At 73.7% G+C, this 18,999-nt stretch carries 20 protein-coding genes; 13 read left to right on the forward strand and 7 right to left on the reverse strand.

The window, feature by feature from the left end; all coding sequences use genetic code 11:
- Positions 1-71 precede the first annotated feature (71 nt).
- On the reverse strand, positions 72-572 hold the full coding sequence (locus AB0I42_RS15555) for a hypothetical protein (protein WP_357537844.1): 501 nt from the start codon (positions 570-572) through the stop codon (positions 72-74).
- Positions 573-703: 131 nt separating this feature from the next.
- A complete protein-coding gene (locus AB0I42_RS15560) occupies positions 704-2,308 on the reverse strand; it encodes an NAD(P)/FAD-dependent oxidoreductase (RefSeq protein WP_357537845.1) in 1,605 nt (534 codons plus the stop codon).
- 96 nt (positions 2,309-2,404) lie between these two features.
- Between AB0I42_RS15560 and AB0I42_RS15565 the strand changes: the two genes are divergently transcribed.
- Positions 2,405-3,844 (forward strand): aldehyde dehydrogenase family protein, encoded by a 1,440-nt coding sequence (locus tag AB0I42_RS15565; protein ID WP_357537847.1) that lies wholly within the window; start codon positions 2,405-2,407, stop codon positions 3,842-3,844.
- Positions 3,845-3,893: 49 nt separating this feature from the next.
- On the opposite strand, the gene AB0I42_RS15570 is transcribed toward AB0I42_RS15565, so the two are convergent.
- Positions 3,894-4,307 carry a ChaB family protein gene (locus tag AB0I42_RS15570; protein ID WP_357537849.1) on the reverse strand — a complete coding sequence of 138 codons (414 nt, stop codon included), beginning with the start codon at positions 4,305-4,307 and terminating at the stop codon, positions 3,894-3,896.
- A gap of 154 nt (positions 4,308-4,461) precedes the next feature.
- On the opposite strand from AB0I42_RS15570, the gene AB0I42_RS15575 reads away from it, so the two are divergent.
- The 4 genes from AB0I42_RS15575 (at position 4,462) to AB0I42_RS15590 (ending at position 6,930) form a co-directional block, all read left to right on the forward strand.
- Entirely contained in the window at positions 4,462-5,475 is a 1,014-nt protein-coding gene (locus tag AB0I42_RS15575; RefSeq protein WP_357537850.1) for a YihY/virulence factor BrkB family protein, read from the forward strand.
- Positions 5,476-5,522: 47 nt separating this feature from the next.
- A complete protein-coding gene (locus AB0I42_RS15580) occupies positions 5,523-5,933 on the forward strand; it encodes a DUF2795 domain-containing protein (RefSeq protein ID WP_357537852.1) in 411 nt (136 codons plus the stop codon).
- A gap of 130 nt (positions 5,934-6,063) precedes the next feature.
- Complete coding sequence (locus tag AB0I42_RS15585) at positions 6,064-6,528, forward strand: SRPBCC family protein (protein WP_357537854.1); 465 nt, start codon at positions 6,064-6,066, stop codon at positions 6,526-6,528.
- Between the two features lie 156 nt (positions 6,529-6,684).
- Positions 6,685-6,930 (forward strand): hypothetical protein, encoded by a 246-nt coding sequence (locus tag AB0I42_RS15590; RefSeq protein WP_357537855.1) that lies wholly within the window; start codon positions 6,685-6,687, stop codon positions 6,928-6,930.
- Between the two features lie 89 nt (positions 6,931-7,019).
- On the opposite strand, the gene AB0I42_RS15595 is transcribed toward AB0I42_RS15590, so the two are convergent.
- Entirely contained in the window at positions 7,020-8,237 is a 1,218-nt protein-coding gene (locus AB0I42_RS15595; RefSeq protein ID WP_357537857.1) for an MFS transporter, read from the reverse strand.
- A 156-nt stretch (positions 8,238-8,393) separates the two neighbouring features.
- Here AB0I42_RS15595 and AB0I42_RS15600 point away from each other — a divergent pair, with 156 nt between their 5' ends.
- Positions 8,394-8,645: a hypothetical protein gene (locus tag AB0I42_RS15600; RefSeq protein ID WP_357537858.1), complete on the forward strand. Its 252-nt coding sequence runs from the start codon at positions 8,394-8,396 to the stop codon at positions 8,643-8,645.
- A 122-nt stretch (positions 8,646-8,767) separates the two neighbouring features.
- Positions 8,768-8,986, forward strand: coding sequence for a hypothetical protein (locus AB0I42_RS15605; protein WP_357537860.1), 219 nt, complete (start codon positions 8,768-8,770; stop codon positions 8,984-8,986).
- A 6-nt stretch (positions 8,987-8,992) separates the two neighbouring features.
- Here the strand turns inward: AB0I42_RS15605 and AB0I42_RS15610 are convergent, their stop codons facing one another.
- Positions 8,993-9,376 carry a hypothetical protein gene (locus AB0I42_RS15610; protein WP_357538142.1) on the reverse strand — a complete coding sequence of 128 codons (384 nt, stop codon included), beginning with the start codon at positions 9,374-9,376 and terminating at the stop codon, positions 8,993-8,995.
- 213 nt (positions 9,377-9,589) lie between these two features.
- On the opposite strand from AB0I42_RS15610, the gene AB0I42_RS15615 reads away from it, so the two are divergent.
- The gene (locus AB0I42_RS15615; protein WP_357537862.1) at positions 9,590-9,967 is read left to right on the forward strand and encodes a DUF6401 family natural product biosynthesis protein; all 378 of its coding nucleotides are present in this window, start codon (positions 9,590-9,592) and stop codon (positions 9,965-9,967) included.
- A gap of 412 nt (positions 9,968-10,379) precedes the next feature.
- Here the strand turns inward: AB0I42_RS15615 and AB0I42_RS15620 are convergent, their stop codons facing one another.
- Positions 10,380-11,435 (reverse strand): hypothetical protein, encoded by a 1,056-nt coding sequence (locus AB0I42_RS15620; protein WP_357537864.1) that lies wholly within the window; start codon positions 11,433-11,435, stop codon positions 10,380-10,382.
- Between the two features lie 233 nt (positions 11,436-11,668).
- Here AB0I42_RS15620 and AB0I42_RS15625 point away from each other — a divergent pair, with 233 nt between their 5' ends.
- Entirely contained in the window at positions 11,669-13,834 is a 2,166-nt protein-coding gene (locus tag AB0I42_RS15625; RefSeq protein WP_357537866.1) for a SpoIIE family protein phosphatase, read from the forward strand.
- Between the two features lie 9 nt (positions 13,835-13,843).
- Positions 13,844-14,521 carry an HAD family hydrolase gene (locus AB0I42_RS15630; protein WP_357537868.1) on the forward strand — a complete coding sequence of 226 codons (678 nt, stop codon included), beginning with the start codon at positions 13,844-13,846 and terminating at the stop codon, positions 14,519-14,521.
- Positions 14,522-14,549: 28 nt separating this feature from the next.
- Here the strand turns inward: AB0I42_RS15630 and AB0I42_RS15635 are convergent, their stop codons facing one another.
- A complete protein-coding gene (locus AB0I42_RS15635) occupies positions 14,550-15,476 on the reverse strand; it encodes a sensor histidine kinase (protein WP_357537870.1) in 927 nt (308 codons plus the stop codon).
- A 348-nt stretch (positions 15,477-15,824) separates the two neighbouring features.
- Here AB0I42_RS15635 and AB0I42_RS15640 point away from each other — a divergent pair, with 348 nt between their 5' ends.
- The 3 genes from AB0I42_RS15640 to AB0I42_RS15650 all read left to right on the forward strand — a co-directional run bounded on the left by AB0I42_RS15640 (position 15,825) and on the right by AB0I42_RS15650 (position 18,988).
- Positions 15,825-17,204, forward strand: coding sequence for a glycoside hydrolase family 6 protein (locus AB0I42_RS15640; RefSeq protein WP_357537871.1), 1,380 nt, complete (start codon positions 15,825-15,827; stop codon positions 17,202-17,204).
- Between the two features lie 350 nt (positions 17,205-17,554).
- Positions 17,555-18,424: a helix-turn-helix transcriptional regulator gene (locus tag AB0I42_RS15645; RefSeq protein ID WP_357537873.1), complete on the forward strand. Its 870-nt coding sequence runs from the start codon at positions 17,555-17,557 to the stop codon at positions 18,422-18,424.
- A 432-nt stretch (positions 18,425-18,856) separates the two neighbouring features.
- Positions 18,857-18,988: a hypothetical protein gene (locus AB0I42_RS15650; RefSeq protein ID WP_357537875.1), complete on the forward strand. Its 132-nt coding sequence runs from the start codon at positions 18,857-18,859 to the stop codon at positions 18,986-18,988.
- Positions 18,989-18,999: the final 11 nt, after the last annotated feature.

An 18,999-nucleotide genomic window follows, 5' to 3' on the forward strand; every position in this document is an offset into this window, starting at 1 on the left:
CGGGTCACATCCCCCGCCCCCCCGGGGGGGGGGGGGGGGCCGCCGGTGCGGCGGCGCCACGCGCGGGCCGGTCAGCAGCCGCAGGTGTAGTAGAGGACGTCCCAGTGGCTGCCTTCCTTGGTGTAGAGGTTGCCGGAGGCCGCCCGGTACTGGTGTCCCCAGCCGGAGATGTAGCCGACGTAGGTGTAGGACCGGGTGATGTAGTTCTCCACGCAGGTGCTCAGCCGGATGTCCACCTTGTAGCCGTTCCAGTGGCTGTAGGTGCCGCTGGCGTGTCCGGTCTCGGTGCCGGCGGTGATGGTGACCGCGCAGCCGCTGGCCCGCTTGAAGGTGATGATCCCGGTGATCGTCGCCTGGCGGATGCCGTCGAACGACGTACACGTGGGGACGTTGCGGTTGCTGCACCCGCCGCTGGACGTCCAGCTGATGCCGGCGGCGCTCAGCTGCGACGTCGCGCTGGAGTGGGTGATGGCATGGGCGGGGGTGGAGAAGCCGAGGGCGGTGACGGTGGCGGCGAACACCGCGACCAGCAGGGTGAGCACGCGTCGGGTCGCGCGGCGGGTGGGTGTCATGGGAACTCCGGTTCTCGGGTGGGGGTTTTCTACATGACATGGGTCAACCCTGCAACTTTCCTACCAGAGATCGACGATCTTGCATAGATGTGATCGCCGATCATCGCCGCGCGATCCGCACATTCCGACTTTCAGCGGTAGATCGCCCGGTGGGCGGCCGAGACCGCCGCCGCGTACAGGCCGCCGCCGACCGCCCGATCCCGGGCCAGCGCCGCCCGCGCCGCGTTCGCGCCCGGGCCACCGTGCACCCCACCGCCCGGATGCGCCGACGCGCTCGCCAGGAAGAGCCGGTCGACCGGGGTGTCCGCCCGCCCCAACCCGGGCACCGGCCGCAGCACGAGCTGCTGGTACGCCGCCGACGTACCGCCGCCCAGCGCCCCGCCGACCAGGCTCGGGTCGGCCCGCTCCAGATCCCCGGGGCCGGCCACGTGCCGGCCGACGACGAGCCGGCCGAACCCCGGCGCGTACCGTTCGAGCACCGCCTCCATCCGGGCCACGTGCGCGACCACCTCCGCGCCGTCCCACGCCCGCCGGAACGGCAGGTGGGTGTACGCCCACAGCGCCTGGGTACCCGCCGGTGACCGGGTCGGGTCCGCCGTGGACATCTGCCCGACCAGCAGGAACGGTTCCGCCGGCAGCACACCGCGGGCCAGGTCGGCGGCGAACCCGGTCAGCCCGTCGAGGTCACCGCCGAGGTGGACGGTGCCGGCGCCGGCCGCCGCCGGATCGGTCCACGGCACCGGCCCGGACAGCGCCCAGTCGACCTTCACCGTCGAGCCGTCCCACCGGAAATGGGCCAGGTCCTCCACCAGCCGCGGCGGCAGCCACCGCTGCCCCACCAGGTCCAGGAACAGGGCCGGCGCCGGCACGTCGGCCACCACCGCCCGCCGGGCCCGGCACAGCGTGCCGCCCCGGGTCCGTACGCCGACCGCCCGCCCCCGCGCCACCAGCACCCGGTCGACCGGCATGCCGTACGCGATCCGGCCGCCCCGGGCCCGCAGCCGGGTCACCAGCGCGTCGGTGAGCCGCTGCGCCCCGCCGACCGGCACCGGCCAGCCGACCTGCTGGCCGAGCATGGTCAGCAGCCAGCCGTACACGCCGCTGCCGACGTCGAGCGGGGACAGGTCGGTGTGCAGGGCGCAGCCGGCCATCAGCAGCGGTCCGCCCTCGCCCCGGAAGAGTTCCCCGCCGAGGGTCCGCACCGGCAGCGCCAGCCGGCGGGCCAGCCGCAACGCGCCCGCCGTACGCAGCCGGGCCAGCAGGGCCAGCCCGCCCCGCACCGGCGGGATCGGACTGAACAGCGCCGACAGCAGCGGCCCGGACAGCGCCCGCCACTCGTCGTACGCGGCGAGCCAGCGGTCGCCGTCGCCCGGCGCGAACCGCTCCAGCGACGCCGCGGTGCGCGCCGGGTCCCGGTTCAGCACCGCGCCCCGACCGTCCGGCAGCAGGTGGGCCAGCACGTCCGGGGCGTGCGTCCAGCGCAGCCCGTACGCCTCCAGGTCGAGCCGGCGGATCACCGGCGAGGCGTACCCGAGCGGGTAGAACGAGCTGAACAGGTCGTTGAGGTAGCCGGGTGCGGTGATCTCGGCCGACCGCACGGCGCCACCGGCCGCACCGGTCGCCTCCAGCACCAGCACGTCCCAGCCGGCGTCGGCCAGCAGGTTCGCGGCGACCAGCCCGTTGGGGCCGGCCCCGATCACCAGTGCGTCGGCGCCCTGCGCATCCACCCTTCCCATGCCCGATGATTCTGCCGGCTCTGCCGGCCCGGGACCGGGTGGGCGACCCCGGAAAGGCCCGGGTTTGCCGGCGCCTTCTGCGGGGACTACGGGCGGATGTACGAGGTGGAACAGCTCATCGGCGCGCAGTGGAAGCCGGCCGGCGACAACGGCCGGTTCGAGGTGGTGGACCCGGCCGACGGCAGCCCGGTCAGCTCCGCGCCGTCCGCCGTCGGCGCCGACCTGGACGCCGCGGTGAAGGCGGCGCGGGGCGCCGCGCCCGGTTGGGCGGCGAGCACCCCGGCCGTACGCGCCGCCGCGCTGCACCTGGCGGCCGACGCGATCGAGGACGCGGCCGACCGGATCGCCGACGCGCAGACCGCCGAGATGGGCAAGCCTCTCGCCGGTGCCCGGGCCGGCATCCAGGCGGGCGTCGCCACCCTGCGGCAGTACGCCGAACTCGGGCCGTTGCACGGCGGCCGGACGCTGGCCGGGGCGGCGGAGGCGATCGACCTGGTGACGTACCAGCCGAGGGGTGTCGTCGCGGTGATCACGCCGTGGAACGACCCGGTCGCGGTCTCCTGCGGGCTGCTCGGCGCGGCCCTGGTCACCGGCAACACGGTGGTCCACAAGCCGAGCGAGCGCACCCCGGCGACCGGCTGGCTCCTCGTCAAGCTGCTGGCCGAGCACCTGCCGCCCGGCGTGCTCTCGCTGGTCACCGGCGACGGCGCGGTCGGTGCCGCGCTGGCCGGCCGGCAGGTCGACCTCGTCGCGCACGTCGGCTCGACCGCCGCCGGGCGGTCGATCGCCGCCAGTTGCGCCGGCACCGGCGCCAAGGCGCTGCTGGAGAACGGCGGCAGCGACCCGCTGATCGTCGACGCCGACGTGGACCCGCGCTGGGCCGCCGACCAGGCCGCGATCGGCGCGTTCGCCAACTCGGGGCAGCTCTGCGTCGCCGTCGAGCGCATCTACGTGCACCGTACGGTCGCCGACCGCTTCCTGGCCGCGCTGGTGGGCCGTTGCCGCGAGATGCGGGTCGGCCCGGGCCGCGACCCGCGCTCCGAACTCGGGCCGCTGGTCGACCGCCGGCACCGCGAGCACGTGCACGCCCAGGTGACCGCCGCGGTCGCCGACGGCGCCGACGTGCTGTGCGGCGGGACCGTGCCCGACGGGCCGGGCGCCTTCTACCCGCTGACGGTCCTCACCGGCTGCGCCGACGACATGGCGGTGATGCGGGAGGAGACGTTCGGGCCGATCGCGCCGGTGCTGGTCGTCGACTCGTACGACGAGGCGCTGTCGCGGGCCGGGCGGTCGCCGTACGGGCTGGCCGCCACCGTGCTGACCGGCTCGATGGCGAACGCGCAGCGGGCCTGGCGGGAACTGCCGGTCGGCACCGTCAAGGTCAACGCCGTCTTCGGCGGGGCCCCGGGCGGCGCCGCGCACCCGCGCCGCGCCAGCGGGGAGGGATTCGGCTACGGGCCGGAACTGCTCGACGAGATGACGGTCGCCAAGGCCGTGCACATCGAACCACCCGGCGGCCCGGCGGTGCGCTGGTGACGTACCGGACGGACCCGGCGGCCGGGCGCCCGCCCGGCCGCCGGGCCGGTCAGGATCGCTTCTTCTTCTCGCGGGCCTGCCGGGTGCTGCGGTCGTTGGCCTTCTGCAACGCCTCGACCAGCTCCGGCTTCGTCATGCTGGACCGGCCCCGGACGTCGGCCCGGGCGGCCAGATCCATGAGGTGTTCCTTGGACGCGTTGGCGTCCACCCCGCCGGCGGTCGGCGTCCGCCGTTGCGGGCCACCACCGGCCGCCTGCTCGTCGCTCGGGCCCTTGCCCGACTTGGGCTCCCAGTGGTCGCCGACCTTCTCGAACGAGTGCTTCAGCGCGGCGAACGCGACCCGGTGCGACCGCTCACCCTCGCCGTACGTCTCGACGGCCGAGTCGTGCGTCTTCGACCAGGTGCGCTGGGCCTTGTCCGGCGAACGCTGGAGCGTGCTCGGCAGCTCGTCACGCGCGGGCATGTCGGACCTCCTCGCCTAGAAAATGCTCGACTGGCTGCGTTCCCCGCCCCCGGGCGACCAAACCATGACGGGTTTGTCCAGGTCCGCCCGGGGGTACGGCCACCGCAACCAGCGGCGGGGGGTCGCCGCTGCCGAAGCAGCAGGGAGTTGGGCGATGGCCACGACGACGCACCCGCCGGCCCGACCGCGCGACCGGCAGCGCAAACTGCCCCGCCGCCTGCGCCAGTTGCACTGGTCGACGTGGAAGGGTGTACTGGTCCGCAGCGCCAAGGAGTTCGGCAAGGACAACTGCACCGACTGGGCGGCCAGCCTGACGTACTACTCGGTCCTGGCGATCTTCCCGTCGCTGATCGTGGTGGTGGCCCTGGTCGGCCTCGTCGCCCGGGGCGGCGACGCGGTCGACACCATCCTCGGCATCGCCGAGGACCTCGGCGCCGGCTCGGTGGTGGCCAGCGGCGGCGTACGCGACGCCATCGACAGCGTCGTCAACCAGCAGAGCTCCGCCGGGGTACTGCTGAGCTTCGGTCTGCTCGGTGCCCTCTGGTCGGCGTCGGGCTACGTCGGCGGCTTCACCCGGGCGGCGAACGCGATCTACGGCGTGAAAGAGGGCAGGCCCTTCTACAAGCTGCGCCCGCTGCAGCTCGGCGTCACCCTCGTCACCCTGGTGCTGCTGGCCGCGAGCGTCGTCATGCTCATCGTCAGCGGTCCGGTCGTCGACGCCGTCGGCGACGCGCTCAACCTCGGCGCCGCCGCCCGGACCGCGTGGGCGATCGCCAAGTGGCCGGCCCTGGTGCTGATCGCACTGCTGCTCCTGGCGCTGCTCGGCTGGGTGGCGCCCAACGTACGGCAGCCCCGGTTCCGCTGGCTCACCCCCGGCGGCCTGGTGACGCTGCTGGCGGCGGCGGTGGTCTCGTTCGGCTTCGGGCTCTACGTCGCCAACTTCGCGTCGTACGACGCCACGTACGGCAGCCTCGGCGCGGTCATCGCCTTCCTGATCTGGATCTACCTGATCAACATGGCGGTGCTGTTCGGGGTCGAGGTCAACGCGGAGATCCAGCGGGGCCGGGCGATCCAGGGCGGGGTCGAGGACGCCGAAAAGGACCCGGTGCTGCCCGAACGCGCCCCCGCCGACGACCGGTCGGAGACGTCCCCTTCACGCGGCTCCTGATCGGCGGAAATCGTTTAGCGCGGACGCGGCCGGGTAGCGACTAGGTCATGGAACGTGGCAACAGCAAACACGGACCACGACTGGACGACCAGATGAACCGGGAGGTCGCCGGCACCGTCGCCGGGAAGGCCGGCGCCCGCGCCGAACCGTGGCGCGAGCCCGAGCCGTCCGGCGAGGACCAGCCGGAGGTCAGCCGGGTTCCCGGCGGCGAGAACCAGACCGGCGTCCCGCAGGGCATGACGCCCGCCGAGGTCGAGCAGCGCAGCCGGCTGGGCCGCTACATCAGCCTGTCGGCGCTGCCCGGCGACCGGGAGACGCTGCGGCACAGCGCGCGGGACAACGAGGCGCCCGACGACGTGCTCGCCCAGCTGGACCGGCTGCCGTCGGGCACCGAGTACCGCACGGTGTCCGAGGTCTGGGCCGCGTTGGGTCACGCGAACGAGTCGACGCGCTGGTAGCCGCGGTCCCGTACCCGACGGTCGTTCCTTCCGGCCCCGGCCGGTCCACGTCCACGCCCGTCCAGTCCCGTCCCGTCCAGTCCCGTCCCGTCCCGTCCCGTCCAGGACTGTCGATCAAGGAGGAAGTCACATGGGTTCGGTCACCAAGTCCGTTGACGTCGCGGTACCGGTTCGTACCGCGTACGACCAGTGGACCCAGTTCGAGGAGTTCCCCCACTTCATGGAAGGGGTGAAGGAGGTCCGCCAACTCACCGACACCAAGACGCACTGGAAGACCGAGATCGCCGGCGTGAAACGCGAGTTCGACGCGGAAATCACCGAACAGTTGCCGGACGAGCGCGTGGCCTGGAAGTCGACCGGCGGCATGAAGCAGGCGGGGGTCATCACCTTCCACCGGCTCGACGCCACCCACACCAGGGTCACCGCGCAGATGGACCTCGAGCCGCACGGCATGGCCGAACAGGCCGCCGACAAGCTCGGCATGATCGACATGCGGGTCAAGGGTGACCTGGACCGCTTCAAGAAGTTCATCGAGGGCCGCGGCGGCGTGGAGACCGGCGCCTGGCGCGGCGAGGTGAACCGGTCCGAGCCGTAGCGGGGCGGGATCAGCGGCGGCCGCCGGCGGGTTCGACCCGCCGGCGGCCGCCGCGTCGCCGTTACGTTCTTCCCCCGGGGCGCGACCAGGGCTTCGGTGCCCGGCCCCCGGGTGCGACCAGGGTTTCGGCGCCCGGCCCCCGGGTACGACCGGTGAATGACCGACGAGACCTGGCGTGACGAGCAGCGACTGCCGCTGAAGGACCTCACCGAGGCGATGGCGACCTGGGACACCGACGGCCAACTCGACGACGTCACCGGCAACGACGCGGGTGCCGAGGCGGCCTTCGGCCACGGCGCGGAGGCGGAGGAGCTGGAGAGCACCCCGGCCGGCCGCGAGAAGCTGACCGACAACCAACGCGCCGACCGCCCGTCCACCACCGGCCGCTCCGGCCCACACTGACCCGTGCGCTGAACGGCGCGCCGAACCGCGCGGGAGCTGCGCGTCGATCAAGGAGAAGGCGTGCCCGGGCCGCGGCCTTTGTCGCGCGACTAGTCCTTGATCAGCGCTGCCGGGTGGGGACGGCGGCGAGGGCGGCGGCTGGCCGCGGAGTAGAGGGCGAGCAGGGCCGCCGAGAGCACGACCAGGGCCGGTCCGAGCAGTTCCACGTCGACCCGGCCCAGCAGGACGCCCACGCCGGCCGGAATCGCCGCCCCGCCCAGCCCCGCCGCACCGATCTGCAACCCGATCGTGCGGTCGGCGTGCCCGGCCCCGACCCGCTCGGCGGTGGTCAGGGTGAGCAGCGGGAACACCGGCGCGGCGCCGAACCCGATGATCGCCAGCCCGGCGACGGCGACCCAGCCGGAGGCGGGCAGGGCCACCAGCACCGCGCCGGCCACCATCGCGACCAGGCTGCCGGTGAGCACGGTCGACGTACCGAGGCGCTCGGCGACCACTCCCTGCACCACCCGGCCGACGAAGAGGCTGGCCCAGTAGCCGGACACGCAGACACCGGCCACCGTCGCGCTCAGGCCGCGCCCCTCGGTCAGCAGCAGGTACGCCCACAGCCCCGCCGTCACCTCGACGGCGACGTACACCGCGAACGCCAGCACGCCGAACCACACCGCCGGCAGGGCAAGCGTCTCCCGTACGGGCACCCGCGCGGGCCGGGCGGAGGGCTCCTCGCCCGGGCCGGTGGCCGGCTGCCGGCGGCTCCAGGCCCGCACGGTCAGCACGAAGGCCACTGCCAGTACGGCCTGCGCCGCCGCCACGACGCCGTACCCCCATCGCCAGGAGGATCCGGTGGCCAGCACGGTCGTCATGATCAGCGGGCCGAGGGCGACGCCGAGGCCGAAGAACGCGTGCATCCAGTTCATGTGCCGTGGACCGAACGCCCCCGCGGCGTAGGCGTTGAGGCCGGAATCGATCGCGCCGCCGCCGAACCCGAGCAGCAGTGCACAGCCGATCAGCAGGGCGTACGCCGGGGACGCCGCGTAGCCGACGAGGGCGAGGCAGGTCAGGCCGGTGCTGCCGGCCAGCAGCCAGCCGACGCCGAGCCGGCTGATGGTGAAGCCGGCGGCGACGCTCGAGGTCAGATAGCCGGCGGTACTGGCGGTGAGCAGCAGGCCGACAGCCTCGGTGGGTACGGCGAAGCCCGCGCTGATCGACGGCCAGCCGACGCCGAGCAGGCCGTCGGGCAGGCCGAGGCTGACGAACGCGAAGTATGCGAGCAGGAGCAGGGACAGCCGGGGTGTGGTTGGGGCGGACACAGCCCCCGATCTTGCCGCAGGGAAAACGCTCTCGCACACCGCCCCGCCGGGCCGTCCCCACCCCTCATTCCCCCCTATTACGCCGGGGTCGCGCGCTGACGGACGCCGATACGGATAGGGGTTGGCCGGCTCGTACGCATCTCCGACAGTGATGGCATGACAGAGCTACTGCCCTTCCTGGGCCTGGGTCTCCTCATCCTGGTGGTCGCCCTCGTGGGGCGCTACATGTCGGTCTCCCGGGCCGGCCGCGGCTCGCCCGCCCCCGCCCGCCGGTCCCGCCGGGGCGGTGACGACGGTGGGGGCGGCGACAGCGGCGACAGCGACAGCGGTGGCGGCGGCTGGAGTTGGGGCGGCGACGGTGGCGGTGGTGGTGGCGGTGGGGACGGCGGTGGCGGCGGCGGAAGCTGACAACACCGACCAACTTTCGGCCACCATCAGATCACCGACAGTTGCCGGCAGACCGGACAGACAACCCCGACTTCGACCGAACGGCCGAGGGCAATCCGGTTTCTCCGGGGCAAACTTTTCGGATGCGTCAAGCCCCCGGATTCCTCTCCCCGCGTCAGCGCCGCTGGGCCTGGTTCGGTTTCGTGCTGACCGCGCTACAGGCCCCCGTCGCCGCCCGCCTGGTCAGCGACGACTCGTGGCTGTTCAGCGTCGTCGTCGCACTGATGGTCGCCACGGTCATCCTGGCCGACGACGCCATGCGGCGCCGGCCGGCCGACGCCGGTCCCAGCAGCTTCGAATAGCGGGGTTCACCCCGCCGGTCGCGCCTCGTGCCCGGCGAGCCCCTTCGTCCGGCGCCGCTCCTTCATCTCCGCCTCGAAGAGATGGCGCCGTCCACCTGCCAGGTCGTCGCGGGCCCACGCCTCCAGGTCACGAAACGTCGCGTGGTAGCCGTCGTCGTAGTCCTCGACGATCTGGAAGGTCCATCGTCCGGCGATCACGTTGCGGCCGATCAGCTCCCGTTCGATCCGGTCGGCGACCCCGTGGTGCCCGGCCCGCCGGAAGAGCTCGACGGCCTCGTCGAGTTGCAGGTCGGCGTGCCCGGTGAGCTGGTGCATCGCATAGAGGTGCCCGCGGGCCCGCTCGGTCGTCTCGAGCGCCTCGCTGAGCTTGCCCAACGCGGCCACGGTCATGTCGTCCAGGCCGGCCGGGCGCCGGTGCGCCTGGTCGGGGCCGTCGTCAGCCACGATGTCTCCTTCCGGGTACGGGTGTCGGCTGTCACCACACCACTACCCGGGCGGGGGTTGCGGTACGCGGATACGACCCGCAGATTCAGCCGCCCGCCGGCCGGTCCCCACCGACCGACCGAGGTCGACGGACCGGCCGGTTGACTAGCCTCGGTCTCCATGACAGCCCTGTTCAACGGCGCTTCCGCACGCCGCGCGAACCGGTCCGCACGCTCCGTGCTGGCCGATTTGCAGGTAAGTGTCGGTGTCGCCGGCCTCGCCGCCGCCGCCTCGCACCCGAGGCTGCTCGCCAGCGTCGACCAGCACGCGGCGGCCGTACGGGACAGCCTTCTCGGTGACCGCCGGCCGCTGACCCCGGTCGCGCTCGCCGGCTACGCCGAAGGGGTACGCGACGCCGCACTCCAGCACGGCTGGCACCTGCCGCAGGGCCCGGTCGACTGGTCCGCCGGCCCGGACTGGGTGCTGACGAGGCTGCTCGCGGTGTGCGCCCTGGCCCGCGCCGCCGACCGCCCCGCCGTCACACCGCCGGCCGGCTGAGCCACCCGACCGCCCCCACCACGCCCCTCGCCCAGAGGCCGCACCGCATCCGGACGACGCCACACCGTGCCCGCGCCGCACTCGGGCCGCGCCGCCCCGGGGCGCCGCACCGGGCCGGGCCGCCGCGTCGCACCGCGGCCGCGCCGATCAAGGGGCCGCGCCGATCAAGGGGCCGCGCCGATCAAGGGGATGTGTTCGACAATTCGCCCCGCACAGGCCACGACTTTTCCTTGATCAGCCCGACCAGGCACTGCCCGGCGTCGCCCTCCTCACCCGCACCGCGTCGATCACGGGGATGTTTCCGACAATCCACCCTGCGCAGGCCACGATTACTCCTTGATCAGCCCCAGCCCCCAGCCCGGCCCAGCTCGGCCGAACCGCACGGTCCGGCCGGGCCACCTTCGTGGCGCAATCACCGGTCGCTACGGTCCGGCGGCATGATCCGCTGGGTGTCGTCGATGGCCGCCGGCCGTTCGGTGCCCGGCGGGGTGGCGCTACCGGACCGGTACACCGCCTGGGTCCGGGTCGCGTCACCGGACATCGGCTGCTCACCGGACATCGGCTGCTCACCCGCCACCGGCTGACCACCGGCCATCGGCTGGCCGCCGGGAGCGGGCTGGCCGCCCGCCATCGGCTGGGCCGGCCCGCCGGACATCGCGGGCGAGCCCGCCCCCTGCGGGATGACCTGGGTACGGTCGGCGTCCGCCGGGGCCGGCGTCCGGTCGGCCATCTGGCGGCGCATGTCCTCCTGGCCGGCGGCGTACGCGGCGGCCTTGTCCCGGATCACCTGCGACTCGGTGGCGGCCCGGTCGAGCCAGCCCTCCCAGCGCTGCTGCATCGGCTTCACCAGTCCGCCGCCGACGCCGACGATGAGGATGCCGGCGACGGTGGCGAGCACCGCCACCAGGACCGGGGTGGTGACCGTGGTCGCGATGCCGATCTGGTTCAGTGCGGCGATCACGCCGAGCGCGATGATGAACGCCGAGGCCAGGTTGGCCAGCAGGCGGCCGTACGACAGTCCGCCGAGGGCGCCGGCGATCAGGTCGCGGACGGCGCTGGCGATGGCGGCGGCGACCACCACGATGACGATCGCGACGAAGGCGCGGGGCAGCCAGGCGACCACGCCGGCGATCAGGTCGCTGATCGGGTTGGGTCCCCAGACCCCGAACGCCAGTTGCAGGGTGAGCAGCAGTACGGCGTAGTAGGCGAGCCGGGCGAGGATGTCGCTGGCGTCGTACCTGGTGCGCTCCAGCGCCCGGCCGATGCCGCCGCGCTCCACCGCGCGGTCGAAGCCGACGCGTTCGAGCACCCGGTCGACGATCTTGAGAACGAAGCGCGCGATGATCCAACCGATCACCAGGATCGCGACGAAGGCGATGGCCTTCGGGATGAACAGCAGCACCGATCGCCACATGTCGGTCAGCGCGGCCCCGATGTCGACCTGCCGCGCGGCCATCGTCTCGGACATCTGGTCCCCTCCTGTCGCATGACCTTCCGGCGTTCCCATACCCTGCCGATCATCGCGCCAATCACGATCAGTTACTGGCATTTCCGACAAAACGGATTCGGGTGTCATCGGCCGAACAGTCGGCGCAGACAGGTCCGGACCCGCGATCGGGTGAATCCGCCTCGACCCGCTCTCTGAGCTGCGGCGTCTCCACCGATCGGGCCGGACTCGATTCCGCCGGATAGGCTGCTCCCATGCCAGCCACGGCAGGGCGCACACCCGCGGTTCCCGTATCCGTGCCCGCCGCCCGTACGGCCGGCGGGCCGCACGCGGACGCCCGGCCGGCCCGCCCCTGGTCGCAGACCGGGCTCGGCGACCCGTCCGGTTGGGATCCCGCGCTCCGCGCCATCGTCGACCTGGTGCTCGGGTCGCCGGTCGCGATGGCACTGGTGTACGGCGACGACCTGACCCTGGTCTACAACGATGCCTACGCGACGGTGCTCGGGGTCAAGCATCCCGAGGCGTTCGGCCGGCCGGCCCCCGAGGTGCACGCCGACGTCTGGGCGATGCCGGGCGTCGGCGACGTCTTCGAGCGGGTGCGTCGCACCGGTGAACCGTTCCTGGAGACCGAGGCGGCGCTGCCGGTGATCCGGGCCGCGGCCGGCACCCTGGAGCACGCGGTCTTCACCCGCGGCCTGTCGGCGGTCCGCGACAGCCACGGCCGGATCGTCGGTGTGCTCACCGTCGCCGCCGAGACGACCCAGGTGACCCGGCGGTTGCAGGACCTCGGCGAACTCGCGTCGGCGCTGTCGGCGACCCTCACCCTCGACGACGTCGCCCGGGTGGTGCTGCGTTACGCCGTGTCGTCGCTCGACGTCGACCAGGCGTCCTTCGGCGTCGACGACGGCGGCGGGTGGCGGACCACCCGCCGGGTACGCGGCGAGGTCATCGACGAGGCCGACGAACGGCTCCCCCCGCTGTGGCGGCGGCTGTCCGGCGACTCGGCGGCGCCGCTGGTCGTCGCCGCCGCCGACGGCACCGCGACGTTCCGCAGCGACGGCCAGCCGCTGCGGCGTACCGCCCTGGACCGGCACGACCAGAAGGTACGCGCGCTGGCCGCGCTGCCGCTGCGCAGCGCGTCGCTGCGGGGTGCGCTCACCTTCGGGCTGGAGGCCGCCCATCCGTGGCCGCCGGCCGAGCGGGCCCTGCTCGCCGCGACCGCCGAACTGGTCGCCCAGGCGGCCGAACGGGCCCGGCGGTTCGAGACCCAGCACGGCACCGCGCAACTCCTCCAGCGCAGCATGCTGCCCGAACACCTGCCCGACATCCCCCGGTTCCGGATCGCCGCCCGCTACGAGGCCGGTGTCGACGGCAACGCCGCCGGTGGCGACTTCTACGACGCGTTCCCGCTGGCCGGCGGGAAGCTGGCGATCGTCCTCGGTGACGTCGCCGGGCACGACGTGCGGGCCGCCGCGCTGATGGGCCAGGTACGCGCCGCGCTGCGGGCGCTCGCGCTCACCGACCCGGACCCGGCGTCGGTCCTGCTCGGCCTGGACCGGCTGGTCGCCAACCTGGCCGCCGAGATGCGCAGCGACGAGATCTTCGTGACCGTCACCTACGGGGTCGCCGACCCCGAGGCGGGCCGGCTGACGCTGGCCAGCGCGGGACATCCCGCTCCCCTGCTGCGCCGGTCGGGCACCGGGCGGGAGCCGGCGCCGGCCGCCGGATACCTCGACGTACCGCCGGGTCCGCCGCTCGGCCTGGGCGGGCGACGGACCGCCGTCGCCGTCGACTTCGCCCCCGGTGACACGGTGCTGCTGTTCAGCGACGGTGTCGTCGAGCGCCGCGACCGCGGCCTCGCCGAGGGGTTCGACACCCTCGCCGCCGCCGTGTCGGCGGCCGGTGGCTCCGACCCGCGCAGCCTGTGCGCGGTCGCCGCCGGTGCGGTGCCCGGCCCGACCGAGGACGACGTCGCGGTTCTGGCCGTCGAGCACGCCAGCAAGCCGAGCCGGTCGGCCGGTATCCGGGTGCCGGCCGAGCCGACCGCGCCGGGCCGGGTACGGCACTGGATGACCGCCCAGCTCACCGAGTGGGCGGTGCCGGAGCCGGTCGTCGCGGCGGCGGTGCTGTGCACCAGCGAGCTGACCACCAACGCGCTTTTGCACGCCGGCACCTCGGCCCGGGTGGAGATCGACCTGAGCCCGGAACGGCTGCTGGTGTCGGTCGCCGACCGGGGCACGCGGGGCACGGTGACCAGGACACAGGCCGATCGGCTGAGCAGCCGGGGCCGCGGGTTGTCGCTGATCGAGCAACTGAGCGATGCCTGGGGCACCGATCCGACCGTACGGGGGTCCACCGTATGGTTCGAGATCCTCATCCCCGACGGTCCGGCAGGAGTCACCCCCGCCGCCGACGGGTAGGGGGACCGGATGGACGCGAACGGCCCGGCCGGAGTGCTCTTCGACCTCGACGGCACCCTGGTCGACACCACCTACCTGCACACGGTCGCCTGGTGGGAGGCGCTGGGCCGGGCCGGCTTCGACGCGCCGATGGCGCGGGTGCACCGCGGCGTCGGGATGGGTTCGGACCGGCTGCTCGACCACGTCCTGGGGCCGGAGCGCGACCGGGGTGCCGACGACCGGATCCGGGCCGGTCACCGGGAGATCTTCGCCCGGCACCGGGAACGGCTGTGTCCGCTGCCGGGCGCCGCCGACCTGCTGCGGGCCTGCGCCGACCGCGGGCTGCGGGTGGTCCTGGCGTCGTCGGTGTCCGGCGACGACCTGACCGCGCTGCGGTCCGCTCTCGCCGCCGACGACGCCGTGGCGGCGGCGACCTGCGCCGACGACGCGCCGGAGAGCCGGCCCAGCCCGGACATCCTGGTGGCCGCCCTGCACAAGGCGGGCCTGGCGGCCCGCCGCGTGGTGTTCGTCGGTGACTCGGTCTGGGACGTGGCCGCGGCCCGGCACCTCGACATCCCCTGCGTGGCGCTGACCTGCGGCGGCACCTGCCGGGCGGAGCTGGCCGGGGCCGGCGCGGTCGCGGTCTACGACGATCCGGCCGCCCTGCTCACGGCTCTCGACGAGTCTCCGATCGCGGCGCTCACCTGACGACCGCCGCCCGCGCCACCGGCCCGGGTCAGCGGTCCATGAGCAGGCGGACCGTCGTCGAGTCGTCGGTCGTGTGCACGTGGACCAGGTCGCACAGCAGGTTGACCAGGAGCAGGCCGCGGCCGCGTTCGGTGGTGTGCGGGGGCGGGACGCAGCCGGCGAGCCGGTCGGTCAGCACGCTCGACCCGGTGATCTCGCACAGCAGCCCGTCCGGCTCGGTCCACACCCGCAGGACGGCCGGTCCCGGCGCGTTCGCGACGGCGTTGGTGGCCAGTTCGTTGACCGCGATCCGCAGGTCGGTCACCCGGTCGGGACGCAGCCCGGCCTCGGTGGCCAGCGCGACGACGAGACCGCGTACGCCGGACAGGCCGGCCGCCTCGAAGACCAGCACGGTCGGCGGCGTGCCGGGCTCGGGCAACGGGCGGTTGAACGCGTCGACGATCCGTTCCGGGTGGGCGTAGCCGAGGCTGGCCCGGCGGTCGCCGCCGCGGGTGAGCACCGGGTGGGTGCTGGCGGCGTCGGCCAGCACGTCGAGGTCGAGCCGGGCGGCGTCGTACGGGCACAGGATCCGCACCGGCAGGTCGGCGAACGCGAGGTTGACCAGGGCCTCGTGCTGCACGCACCGCGGATAGTCGGCCGCGGCCCGGCCGGGCCAGATCGGCTCGCCGACGACGCGGACCGGGCGGCCCGGGTGCGAGACGGTGAAGGTGTGCAGCACGCCGGGGATGATCCGGGCCGGGTTGCGGCCGGCCTCGACCATGTCCACCAGGCGTACGCCCTCGACGCCGTCGAACCGGCGCAGCAGGTGCAGCCCGGGCGCGGGTACGGCGATCAGCACGGGCTCGCCGGCCGCGAGCCCGGCCTGGACGAAGGGCACGGTGGTCTCGAGGTAGTCGTCGTCACCGGTGTAGAACAGCGCCTCGTGCCACTGTGACCCGCGCGGGGGCGCGGCCACCGGGCGATCCGTCATCGGCAGCCGCGGGCCCGTGCGCCGACGGCGCGGCTCATGACCGTGACGCCCCCGTCGGAACCGGCAGCGACGGCGCTCCCGTCGGGACCGGCGCCCACGGCGTCTTCACCGCGGGGAACGGTCGCGACCGGAAGTGCCATCACTGGATACCCAACCGTCCCTCCCGGCTCATCGGAAGCCTACGCCCTCCGGACCGGCCGGGTCACGCGACGCGGGCGGGCAATCAGGCAGACACAAGGGCTTCACACAAGCGCAACATCCCCGTACGGTGTTGCTTGTCATGGGAGCGCTTCCATAGAAGACGCTCGATACCGTACCCGAGGGGGTCACCGCATGCCCACCCGATCAGCGCTCGCCGCCGGCGCGGCCGCCGCCCTGGCGGTGGTCGCGGCCACCGCGGCCGGCATCGGCCTGCTGTCGCCGCAGCCGGCCGAGGCCGCGCAGTCCGTGTTCTACGTCGACCCGCAGACCAACGCCGCCCAGTGGGTCGCGGCCAATCCCGGCGACTCGCGCGCCGGCGTCATCCGTGACCGGATCGCCAACGTGCCGCAGGGTCGCTGGTTCACCCAGTACAACCCCACCACCGTGCGGGGTCAGGTCGACGCGTTCGTCGGCGCGGCCGCCGCCGTCGGCAGGATCCCGATCCTGGTCGTCTACAACATCCCGAACCGCGACTGCTCCAACCACAGCGCCGGTGGCGCCCCCAACCACGCCTCCTACCGCCAGTGGATCGACCAGGTCGCGGCCGGCCTCGGCAACCGGCCCGCCACGATCATCCTGGAACCCGACGTGCTCGCCCTGATGGGCACCTGCATGAACGCCAGCCAGCAGGCCGAGGTGCGGGCCTCGATGGCGTACGCCGGCAAGCGGCTCAAGGCCGGCTCGGCGCAGGCGAAGGTCTACTTCGACGCCGGCCACTCGGCCTGGCACTCCCCCTCGGCGATGGCCGGCATGCTCGTCGGTGCCGACGTGGCCAACAGCGCCGACGGCATCTCCAGCAACGTGTCCAACTACCGGGCGACGAGCGAGGTCGTCAACTACGTCAAGGCGGTGATCGCGGCGACCGGCGCCAACCACCTGACGGCCGTGATCGACACCAGCCGCAACGGCAACGGCCCGCTGGGCTCGGAGTGGTGCGACCCGGCCGGCCGGGCGATCGGCACGCCGAGCACCAACCAGACCGGCGACGCGAAGATCGACGCCTTCCTGTGGATCAAGCTGCCCGGCGAGGCGGACGGCTGCATCGCCGCCGCCGGACAGTTCGTGCCGCAGCGGGCGTACGACCTGGCCGTCGCCGCCGGTCCGCCGCCGACCACGCCGCCGCCCAGCCCGAACCCGACGACGCCGCCGCCCACGACCCCGCCGCCGACCACTCCCCCGCCGACCACCCCGCCGCCGGCCGGTGGCTGCGCGGTGACCTACACCGCCAACGCCTGGACCGGTGGCTTCACCGCCGAGATCCGGGTGACCAACCGGGGCCCGGCGGTCAGCGGGTGGACGCTGACCTTCACCGCCGGGGCCGGCGTACAGCTCAGCAACGGCTGGAACGGGACGTGGAGCCAGTCCGGCAACCAGGTGACGGCGCGCAACGCCGCCTGGAACGGAGCCCTGGCGACCGGGGGCACGACCAGCATCGGCTTCCAGGGCACCCAGAACGGCGCCGGCACACCGGCACTGACGGGCTTCGCCCTCAACGGGACGCCCTGCGCCTGACCGCCGAACGGCACGCCGCGCGACCCCTGTCGCGCGGCGTGCCGCACGCCCCCGCGGCGCGTACCGTGCCCGGTGCGAGGTGGTTGATTCGTCCGCTTCTCAACACCGACCGCCCTAGATCGACGAAGAGGTACGGGTCGGGTGCGGGCTGGTAGGCGGCATCCGTGATACATATGTTCCAGTCCATTGCAGTCGGCGATCAGCACACACCTGATCGTGCAATTTAGGCCCGCGAAGCCTCTCCGCCGCTCGTCCCGCGAAGACGGGCGGCGTCGATAGCGCAGTGGCGACGCTCTCAACGCATCGCGTTTGGAGCAACGCATCCACAGTGCTTTCCGAGAGGTGGTTCGATGCCGTTCAAAGAACCTGTCCAACGCACCCTGCGCGCCCAGTGGCTCGGCCACCAGATGCGCGAGCTGCGCCGCCAGCGGGGGATGACCCTGAAGTCCACCGCCGACTACCTCGGCCGCGACCACTCCGCGCTCGCCCGCTACGAACGCGCCGAATGGCCGTTCAAGCACCACGACGTCGCGGCCCTGCTCGACATATACGGCGTGTTCGACGGCCGCACCCGGGCCCGCCTGCTCCGCCTGTGCCGGGACACCTGGCGCACCAACCAGTGGGACGTCGACTTCACCGACGTGCTCCCCGAACGCGCCTACGTCAACCACACCTGGCTGACCGGGCACGCCGCCGTGATCTGCGCCTACCACACCCATCTCGTGCCCGACCTGCTCCAGACCCCGGCCTACGCCGAGCGCACGCTGCGGCTGCGGGAGCCGGCCACCCCGGCCGCCGACCGGGCCGCCCGACTCGACGACCGCATCGCCGGCCAGCGCGCCTTCGAGGCCGGCGGCAACAACCTCTCGGTGGTGCTCGACGACGCCGTGCTCCACCGCGATCTCGGCGACCCCCAGCTGATGCGGGCCCAGCTCGACCATCTCGTCGCCCTCGCCGCCCGGCAACGGATCGAGATCCGGGTCCTGCCCGCGGGTGCCCACGCCACGCCCCGGTTCGACGGCTCGTTCCAGGTCTTCCGGATGCCCGAGCCCTATCCCGAGGTCGCCTACGTGGAGAACCTCGCCGGGCAGATCTACGTCGAGGCGCCGCAGAGCAAGCGGTTCGTCCTCGCCTTCGACCATCTGCGTGACGCCGCCCTCACCGCGGCGGAATCCACGCAGCTCATCACCGCGGCCGCGCTCCACCACCAGCGGGCCTGAGACGCGGCTGCCGGGGCCGGTGCGACCGGCGCGCGGCCCCGGCAGCCGCACGGGCGGCCGCATGCCCCCGACGGCCGTTCGGCCGGGCACCGACGACCGGTCGGCGCGGTGAGACTGTCGCCACGTTTGGCGCCGCCGCCCGCGCCGGCCACGCGTGCGGAGCCGATCGCGGCGGGGATTCGGCGGTTCGGACGTGATTCGCCGGGCGCCATCCGGGTAACCCCGTGGCCGGGTCACACCGCCCCGCGGCGCCGAGAACGTAGTCCGCACGGGCGGCTCCCCTGAGGTCGACGACGCCCTCACCCCGCAGGACGGCCGGCGACCGCCCGCACCTGCCGACAGGTAGGCACGGGCGGCACTAAACCGGGATTCCGCCACGTCGACGTCCTCATACCGTCAATGTCACCGGAGCGACGCTGAGGAGCAGCCGCAATGACCACCGACACCATCAACGCCGCCGAAACCGCCCGCCCCGACACCCTCGACACCGAGCGCGGCCTGCTGTTCGCCGTACTCGTGATGGTCCTGCTGGGGGTTGCCGGGATGTTCCTGATCTCCGCCTGACGCGACGGGCC

This window comes from Polymorphospora sp. NPDC050346, assembly GCF_040655695.1.
GTDB classification, from domain to species: domain Bacteria; phylum Actinomycetota; class Actinomycetes; order Mycobacteriales; family Micromonosporaceae; genus Polymorphospora; species Polymorphospora lycopeni.

Bases quoted from the DNA above. Each gene is read 5' to 3' on its own strand.
- AB0I42_RS15565 (WP_357537847.1), top strand. From the start codon at position 2,405: ATGTACGAGGTGGAACAGCTCATCGGCGCGCAGTGGAAGCCGGCCGGC.
- AB0I42_RS15580 (WP_357537852.1), top strand. From the start codon at position 5,523: ATGGAACGTGGCAACAGCAAACACGGACCACGACTGGACGACCAGATG.
- AB0I42_RS15615 (WP_357537862.1), top strand. From the start codon at position 9,590: ATGACAGCCCTGTTCAACGGCGCTTCCGCACGCCGCGCGAACCGGTCC.
- AB0I42_RS15610 (WP_357538142.1), bottom strand. From the start codon at position 9,376: ATGACCGTGGCCGCGTTGGGCAAGCTCAGCGAGGCGCTCGAGACGACC.
- AB0I42_RS15555 (WP_357537844.1), bottom strand. From the start codon at position 572: ATGACACCCACCCGCCGCGCGACCCGACGCGTGCTCACCCTGCTGGTC.
- AB0I42_RS15630 (WP_357537868.1), top strand. From the start codon at position 13,844: ATGGACGCGAACGGCCCGGCCGGAGTGCTCTTCGACCTCGACGGCACC.
- AB0I42_RS15575 (WP_357537850.1), top strand. From the start codon at position 4,462: ATGGCCACGACGACGCACCCGCCGGCCCGACCGCGCGACCGGCAGCGC.
- AB0I42_RS15650 (WP_357537875.1), top strand. From the start codon at position 18,857: ATGACCACCGACACCATCAACGCCGCCGAAACCGCCCGCCCCGACACC.
- AB0I42_RS15605 (WP_357537860.1), top strand. From the start codon at position 8,768: ATGCGTCAAGCCCCCGGATTCCTCTCCCCGCGTCAGCGCCGCTGGGCC.
- AB0I42_RS15590 (WP_357537855.1), top strand. From the start codon at position 6,685: ATGACCGACGAGACCTGGCGTGACGAGCAGCGACTGCCGCTGAAGGAC.
- AB0I42_RS15560 (WP_357537845.1), bottom strand. From the start codon at position 2,308: ATGGGAAGGGTGGATGCGCAGGGCGCCGACGCACTGGTGATCGGGGCC.
- AB0I42_RS15620 (WP_357537864.1), bottom strand. From the start codon at position 11,435: ATGTCCGAGACGATGGCCGCGCGGCAGGTCGACATCGGGGCCGCGCTG.
- AB0I42_RS15640 (WP_357537871.1), top strand. From the start codon at position 15,825: ATGCCCACCCGATCAGCGCTCGCCGCCGGCGCGGCCGCCGCCCTGGCG.
- AB0I42_RS15570 (WP_357537849.1), bottom strand. From the start codon at position 4,307: ATGCCCGCGCGTGACGAGCTGCCGAGCACGCTCCAGCGTTCGCCGGAC.
- AB0I42_RS15645 (WP_357537873.1), top strand. From the start codon at position 17,555: ATGCCGTTCAAAGAACCTGTCCAACGCACCCTGCGCGCCCAGTGGCTC.
- AB0I42_RS15625 (WP_357537866.1), top strand. From the start codon at position 11,669: ATGCCAGCCACGGCAGGGCGCACACCCGCGGTTCCCGTATCCGTGCCC.
- AB0I42_RS15600 (WP_357537858.1), top strand. From the start codon at position 8,394: ATGACAGAGCTACTGCCCTTCCTGGGCCTGGGTCTCCTCATCCTGGTG.
- AB0I42_RS15585 (WP_357537854.1), top strand. From the start codon at position 6,064: ATGGGTTCGGTCACCAAGTCCGTTGACGTCGCGGTACCGGTTCGTACC.